General features: G+C 72.2%; 2 protein-coding genes. Both read left to right on the plus strand.

Annotated elements, in window-relative coordinates:
- A partial coding sequence (locus ACZ6SQ_RS33320) for a HAMP domain-containing protein (protein ID WP_469568742.1) occupies positions 1-3,288 on the plus strand: 3,288 nt, incomplete at its 5' end.
- Positions 3,289-3,388: 100 nt separating this feature from the next.
- Positions 3,389-5,917, plus strand: a complete 2,529-nt coding sequence (locus ACZ6SQ_RS33325; RefSeq protein WP_469568744.1) for a SpoIIE family protein phosphatase — start codon at positions 3,389-3,391, stop codon at positions 5,915-5,917.
- Positions 5,918-6,039 lie beyond the last annotated feature (122 nt).

Raw genomic sequence — 6,039 nt, forward strand, 5'->3', positions numbered from 1 at the left:
GTCGACCAGCTCTCCGCCTTCGCCGACGAGGTCACCCGCGTCGCCCGCGAGGTCGGCACCGAAGGACGCCTCGGCGGACAGGCCCAGGTGCGCGGGGTGTCGGGCACCTGGAAGGACCTCACCGACAACGTCAACGTGATGGCGTCGAACCTCACCCATCAGGTGCGTTCCATCGCCCAGGTCGCCACCACGGTTGCCCGCGGCGACCTTTCCCAGCGGATCACCGTCGAGGCCAAGGGCGAGGTGGCCGCCCTGGCCGATGTCATCAACACGATGGTCGACACCCTGTCGGCCTTCGCGGACGAGGTGACCCGGGTGGCCCGCGAGGTCGGCACGGAAGGGCGCCTCGGCGGGCAGGCTCACGTCCCGAACGTGGCGGGCACGTGGAAGGACCTCACCGACAACGTCAACTCCATGGCGAACAACCTCACCGGCCAGGTCCGCAACATCGCGCTGGTGACGACGGCCGTGGCCTTGGGCGACCTGTCCAAGAAGATCGACGTCGACGCGCGCGGCGAGATCCTCGAGCTCAAGACGACGATCAACACGATGGTCGACCAGCTCTCCGCGTTCGCCGACGAGGTCACCCGCGTCGCCCGCGAGGTCGGCACCGAAGGACGCCTGGGCGGACAGGCCGAGGTGGAGGGCGTCTCGGGCACCTGGAAGCGCCTGACCGAGAACGTCAACGAACTGGCCGGCAACCTGACCAGACAGGTGCGTGCCATCGCCGAGGTCACCAGTGCCGTGGCCGAGGGCGATCTGACCCGCTCGATCACCGTCGAGGCGTCCGGCGAGGTCGCCGAGCTCAAGGACAACATCAACTCGATGGTGGGGTCCCTGCGCGAGACGACCCGGGCCAACCAGGAGCAGGACTGGCTCAAGACGAACCTCGCCAGGATCTCCAGCCTCATGCAGGGCCATCGCGACCTGCCCGTGGTCGCCGAGCTGATCATGGACGAGCTGGTCCCGCTCGTGACGGCCCAGTACGGCGCCTTCTATCTGGCCGAGGACGGGGACGACGGCCCCGAACTGCGCCTGGTCGGCTCCTACGGCTACCCCGAGGACGACACCCGGCCCACCCGCATCTCCTTCGGCCGCACTCTGGTGGGGCAGGCCGCCCGCAGCCGGCGCGCCATCACGATCGACGCGCTGCCCCCGGACTATGTGAGCATCTCCTCCGGGCTCGGCTCGGTCGTCCCGACCACGCTGGTGCTGCTGCCCATCGTGGTCGAGGGCCAGGTGCTCGGGGTCATCGAACTGGCCTCGGTGACCGCGTTCACGCAGATCCACCGTGACTTCCTGGACCAGGTGATGGAGACCATCGGGGTCAACGTCAACACCATCGTGGCCAACGCCCGCACCGACGAACTGCTCGTCGAGTCGCAGCGCCTGGCCGCGGAACTCCAGTCCCGGTCCACCGAGTTGCAGGTCCAGCAGGAGGAACTCCAGCACTCCAACGCCGAACTGGAGGACAAGGCCTCGCTGCTGGTCACACAGAACCGCGACATCGAGGCGAAGAACCTCGAGATCGAGCAGGCGCGTCAGGAACTGGAGACCCGGGCGCAGCAGTTGTCGCTGGCATCCAAGTACAAGTCGGAGTTCCTGGCGAACATGAGCCACGAACTGCGCACCCCGCTCAACAGCCTTCTCATCCTGGCCCAGTTGCTGGCCCAGAACCCCTCGCGCAACCTCTCCCAGAAGCAGGTGGAGTACGCGCAGATCATCCACTCGGCGGGATCGGACCTGCTCCAGCTGATCAACGACATCCTCGATCTGTCCAAGGTCGAGGCGGGCAAGATGGACGTCACGCCCGAGCGGGTCTCGCTGCGCCAGCTCATCGACTACGTCGAGGTCACCTTCCGGCCCATGACGGCCCAGAAGAGCCTGGACCTCACGGTGACCATCGCCGCGGGCGCGCCGGGGGACCTGCTCACCGACGACTCCCGGCTGCGGCAGGTGCTGCGCAACCTGCTGTCCAACGCGGTGAAGTTCACCGAGCACGGCAGTGTGGAGCTGGCCATCGAGCCCGTCGCCGACGAGGAGGTGCCGACCGGGATCGTCCGGGGCGGCACGGTGGTGGCGTTCCGGGTCAAGGACACCGGCGTCGGCATCCCGACGCAGCATCTGGAGTCGATCTTCGGGGCGTTCCAGCAGGCGGACGGCACCACCAGCCGCAAGTACGGCGGCACGGGTCTGGGCCTGTCCATCACCCGGGAGATCGCGCAACTGCTGGGCGGTGTCGTCACCGTGGACAGCACGCCGGGCGAGGGCAGCGTCTTCACGCTCTATCTGCCGGTGGCACGGCCGGACTTCGCCGAACTCCTGCGGCACGCCCGGCCGTCGCAGGACGGGGCGTCGGCCGCGTCCGCGATCGAGACCTCCTTCGGGCCGGTCTCCCTGCCCGAGCGCGCCGGGGCGTCCCGGCAGCGCCCGCGGCGGCTGCTCGTGGTGGAGGAGCGTCCGCGCGGTCTGCTCACCCTCGTCGCGGAGAGCGTCGTGTCGGACCTGACGCACGGCGGCGACGGCTCGGGGGCCCCGACGCCGATCGACATCATCACGGCGGCCGGCGCGCAGGAGGCGGCGGGGGCGCTGGCCGCCGAGCCGTGCCACTGCGTCGTGGTGGAGCTGGGCCTGCCGGAGGGCGAGGCCTCCCGGTTCCTCGACGCGCTGCAGGGGGACTCGGCGCTGTCGGCGGTGCCCGTGCTGGTGCACAGCAGCCACGCGGCCGACGTCACGCTCAAGGAGAGTCTGCGGCCGCGGGCGGAGGCCGGGGCGCTGGAATTCCTGTCCAGCCTGGACGAGTTGCGCGAGCGCATCGCCCTGCACCTGTCGGCCGAACAGCCCGGCGACGTGCTCTCCCTGGTGCGCCCGGAGGAGCCGCATCCGGTGCCTCGGCCCAGTATCGAGCCGCCGACGGACGGCCGTACCGTACTCGTCGTCGACGACGACGCCCGCAACCTCTTCGCGCTCAGCGGCATCCTGGAGCTGCACGGGTTCCGGGTCCTGCACGCGGACAACGGCCTCAGGGGCATCGAGACCCTCATCAAGAACCCGGAGGTCTCCCTCGTCCTGATGGACGTGATGATGCCGGAGATGGACGGCTACACCGCGACCGCGGAGATCCGCAGAATGCCCGAGTTCGCGGATCTGCCCGTCATCGCCGTCACCGCGAAGGCGATGCCCGGCGACCGGGACAAGTCCCTGGCCTCGGGCGCCAGCGACTACGTCACCAAGCCCGTGGACACCGACGACCTCATGGCCTGCGTACGGCGCTGGCTGCCCGCATGAGGCCCCCGGCTGCCGTCACCGGGCCCCTACCGGGGCCGGGCGGTGTGCGGTGCCTCGTACCGCACGCCTCCGCTGCCCGCAGCCGAGGAGCCGTGACGACGTGAGCGCCTTCGACCACACGGGCGGACCGCCCTCGGAGCAGTTCCCGGCCGCCTCCGACGCGACGGCCGCGCCCGCCGCCGGCCTTCCCCGGCAGGACGGCCACAGCTGGCCGGACGGGCCTGCGGAGAGTCCCGGACAGCCGGGGGCCGCCGCCGAGTTCGCCGGTGTCTCCCCCACCACACCCGTCGGCAGACTGGCCGCCACCGTCGACCGGCTCAGCCACGCGGTACGCGCCGCCCAGGCCGAGGCCGAGGGGCGCGCCCTGATCGAACTGGCCAAGGGCATCCTCGTGGAGCGCCTCGGCTGCGGTCCCGCGCACGCCGCGCGCCAGCTCACCGAGCTGGCCGGGCAGGCGCAGGTGACACCGCTGGAGTTCGCGGTCGACGTGATCGACCAGGCCGCTCGTGACCGGGTCTCGGAAGTCGCGGACGCGTTCCTGACGGCCACCGCGGCCGGCCGGACCGCGCACGCCGCACAGGACTGGCGTACCGAGAAGACGCAGGCCTCGTTGCGGCTGCGGTCGGCGCAGAGCGGCGCGCTGGCGGCGGGCGACACCCAGGCCGCCGCCGAGGCGCTGCTGGAGCACGCGCTGCGCCCGCTCGGCGCCGCCGCCGTGGCGATCTGGGCGGCGGGGGCGGACGGGTCGCTCGCGCTCGCCGGTCACGCGGGCCTGTCCGCCGCCGAGGCCGCCCGCTGGCACTACGTCCCGCCCGACGTGGTGACGGTGGCCCGCGGCGCGCTGACCGAGCGGACGGCGCAGTGGACGGCCTCCCTCGCCGACAGCTCGCTGCCGAGTGTGGGCCGGCACCAGTATCCGCGGGGTGCCCGGGTCGCCCTGCCCGCCGGTACCGGCGGCCGCATCCACGGCGTACTGGAGATCGCCTGGCCGTCCCCCCTGCCGCCGCAGCCACCGCAGGTCGTCCGGCAGCTGGAGGCGCTGGCCGAGCTGTGCGCGCACACGCTGGAGACGTACACGCCGCCCGGTGACATCGAACGGCAGCGCAGGGTGCTGCCCGACGCGGCGGAGCTGATGGACCTGGCCGACGCCCTGCACGACCCGGCGCTGGTCCTCGTCCCGCAGCTCGGTCCCTCCGGGGAACTGGCGGACTTCCGCATCCAGCACGTCAACCGGCGCTTCCTCGACCCCGCGGGCCGGCCGCGCGCGGTCGTCAACGGGGCGCTGCTGCTGGAGGCGTATCCGCTGGCCGCCGGGGAGAGCGGGCTGCTGGAGAACGTCGAGCGGGTCTACGCCACCGGTGAGCCCTTCCGGGCGCGGCGGGCGAGTCTCACCGCGCTCGTCGACCAGGTCCCGCTCTCCACCGTCGCGGACATCGGCATCAGCCGGCACGGCAACGCGGTGCTGCTCATATGGCGCATCGAGGACGAGACGGCCCGGCTGGCGAGTCTGCTCCAGCACGCGCAGCGGCTCGGCCGGATCGGCGGTTTCGAGGAGAACCTGCTCACCGGCGAGATCACCTGGAACGGCCAGCTGTTCGATCTGTACGGGCGCCCGCGTTCCGCCGGTCCGGTCCCGCTGGAGGATCTCCCCTCGCAGGCTCACCCGGACGACTTCGTCGCCATCGGCCGGTTCCTGCGTACGGTGCTGCACCACGGCCGGCCCGCGTCGGCGGCGTTCCGGCTCCAACGGCCGGACGGGGTGACCCGGCATCTGCGGATCGTCGCCGAACCCGTGCTGGACACCGACGACCGCCTGCTCGGCGTGCGCGGCGCCTACCAGGACATCTCCGCCCAGCACTGGACCGAGGTGGCGCTCGCCGCCACCCGTGACCAGCTGGCCCACACCGCGCAGCAGGCCAGTGAACGCGCCCGGCTGGCACTCCAGTTGCAGCACGCCATCATGCCGCCCACCCAGGACCCGCTGCGGGTGGAGGACCTCCAGGTGGCCGTGCGGTACCGGCCCGCGGAGGAGGAGCAGCTGGTCGGCGGGGACTGGTACGACGCGTTCGTCCTGCCGTCCGGGCTGGTGCTGCTGTGCGTGGGCGATGTCGCCGGGCACGGCATAGAGGCCGCGACCAGCATGGTGGTGCTGCGCAACGCGCTGCGCGGTCTCGCCGTGACCGGGGCGGGGCCGGGACAGTTGCTGTCGTGGCTGAACATCGTGGCGCACCACCTGACGGGCGGGGTCACCGCGACGGCCGTCTGCGGTCTCTACGACCGTGACCGCCGGACCCTGCGCTGGGCGCGGGCGGGGCATCTGCCGCCGGTCCTGGTCCGTGACGGCCGGTCGAGCCCGCTCCCGCTGCTCAAGGGCCTGCTGCTCGGCGCGCTGCCGGAGGCGGCCTACGAGGAGACGGAGCAGCAACTGAGCCTGGGTGACACCCTGTTGATGTACACCGACGGGCTCATCGAGCGCCGCGACCGCTCGGTGGAGGAGTCCCTGGCCCAGCTGCTCACCACGGCCCGCTCGGCCCCCAGCACCCTCGACCAGCAACTGGACCGTCTGCTGACGTACAGCAGGTCGGACACGGACGACGACACCTGCATCGTGGGCATCCGCCTGGGGTGACGGGGTCCCGGGGCGACAGCCGGGCAGCCGGGCAGCCGGGCAGCCGGGCAGCCGGGCAGCCGGGCAGCCGGGCAGCCGGGCAGCCGGGCAGCCGGGCAGCCGGGCAGCCGGGCAGCCGGGCA

This window comes from Streptomyces sp. NPDC048600 (assembly GCF_055587025.1).